Origin of the sequence: Olsenella sp. Marseille-P4559, assembly GCF_900605015.1 — a bacterium.
In the GTDB taxonomy this organism is placed as follows: domain Bacteria; phylum Actinomycetota; class Coriobacteriia; order Coriobacteriales; family Atopobiaceae; genus Tractidigestivibacter.
Genome location: NZ_LR027580.1, coordinates 1 through 1926 on the forward strand (window position 1 = coordinate 1; position 1926 = coordinate 1926).

2 protein-coding genes are annotated in these 1926 nt (G+C 62.4%); both read left to right on the forward strand.

What is annotated here, in order from left to right; translation table 11 throughout:
• The first annotated feature begins 126 nt into the window (after nt 1-126).
• Nucleotides 127-357, forward strand: a complete 231-nt coding sequence (locus tag E0E00_RS14530) for a hypothetical protein (protein WP_165443737.1) — start codon at nt 127-129, stop codon at nt 355-357.
• Nucleotides 358-428: 71 nt separating this feature from the next.
• Nucleotides 429-1859 (forward strand): IS1634 family transposase, encoded by a 1431-nt coding sequence (locus E0E00_RS14175; RefSeq protein ID WP_165443738.1) that lies wholly within the window; start codon nt 429-431, stop codon nt 1857-1859.
• Nucleotides 1860-1926 lie beyond the last annotated feature (67 nt).

Sequence of the window (1926 nt, forward strand, 5' to 3'; positions counted from 1 at the left end):
ATCAGATACGTGTCCTGACCAGCCCAAGCGGGTTTTATTTTTGTCAAGTTTGATGATGTTTCTGAGCACTGTATTGTGCTGTATGTTGTACAATATGCAGCAGTCGTCTCGAGTGAGGACCACAAGATGCTCCTGAAGCAGACCCCCCAGAAGAACGGACGGGTAAAGCTCGCCGCGTGCGAGAGCTATCGGGTGGGCAGAAAGACCAGGCAGCGCCAGGTGAGGCCCTTGGGATACGTCGACGAGCTCGAGCGCGAGCACGCAGACCCCGTGTCCTGGGGCAGGTCCGTCGCCCTCGAGATGACGCGCGAGAAGGAGGAGGGGGGCAGGCCGTCCCCTTCGAGATCCACCCCTTAGAGAAGATCGACAAGAGGGAGTGCGGCAGGAAGAACCTGGGGTGCGCCATCGCCCTTGCCGTCTACGCCGCCTTGGGGATCGAAGGCACCCTGCGCAACCACGTAAGGGGAAGGGGGATCGGCTACGACCTCAACGCCGTCATGAGGCTCTTGGTCGCGGAGCGCATCGCAGAGCCGGGATCCAAGCATGCGGCCTGGGACAGCAGGGAGAGGCGCTTCTTCAGGAGCGACTTCACGGGCGATGACCTCCATAGGGCCCTGGGCGAGCTCGCGAGGGCCAAGGACAAGGTCGTCTCCTCCATGAACAAGAGGGTCGCCGAGGCGAACATGCGTGACATGTCCTGCGTCTACCACGACGTCACCAACTACTGCTTCGAAAGCGACGCCCAGGACGGGCCCAGGGGGAGGGGGGTCCCCAAGGAGATGGGGAAGGGCCCGATCGTGCAGATGGGGCCCTTGCAGGACGAGCGGGGCATCCCCATCTGCCACAGGAAGCTCGCGGGAAACACCCCGGACGCCCAGACCATGATCCCGGTGCTCTCGGACCTCAAGCGCGACTACGGGATAGGGCGGGTCATAGCCGTGGCTGACAAAGGCCTCAGCTGCTCTGGCGACATAGCGGCGGCCGTGGCCAGAGGAGATGGCTTCGTCTTCTCCCAGTCGGCCCGCGGCACCAAGTCGGACAGGGCGCTCAAGAAGTGGCTCCTGGACGAGCGCGGCTTCCGTCATGTGGGAGAAGACTTCAAGATCAAGGGCAAGCAGGGCTTCAAGACCTGCCACATAAAGGCCGAGGACGCAGGGGACGGACATGCCAGGGACGTCGAGATGCCCGTGAGGTACGTCGGCTTCTGGTCGAGGAAGTACGAGGAGCGGGCCCGGCACGACAGGGCCAAGGTGATAGAGCGGGCAAGGGGACTCATCGAGAACCCTGCTGCCTTCAGCGCCCACGAGGCCCACGGGGCCGCCAAGTACGTGAGGAACCTCCACTTCGACAGGGAGACCGGGGAGATCGTCTCCACCCACAGGCTCTCTCTCAACGAGGAAGCCATGGCAGAGGCAGGGGCCCTGGACGGCTACTGCCTCGTCGTCACGGGCGAGTGCGGCTGGGCGGACGAGAAGGTGCTCGATGCCTGCCGCGAGCTCTGGAGGATAGAGCAATCCTTCGAGATCACCAAGCCAGAGCTTAGGGCCAGGCCCATATACGTATGGAAGGACGCCCACATGGAGGCCCACTTCCTCACCTGCTTCGTGGCCCTTGCGATACTTCGGATCCTGCAGTGCCGGACGGGCATCCCTGCCGCCCGGATCAGAGACGAGATGGCGGGCATGTCGGCCACCAACTTCGATTCCAACTGGTGGGTCTTCGACCACAGGACGGACGAGTCGGATGCTCTCGCGGATGCTCTTGGCCTCCCCGAGCCCAAGCGCAAGTTCCTCACAACCAGGGAGGCAAAGCAGGTGCTCGCCAAAGCCAACAGGGCAAAACTACCACACAGGCAATAGTCACTGGACTATCAACAAAACCGCAGCTAGAAGCTGTATTCTTCACTTTCTAGCTGCGGAAAATGGG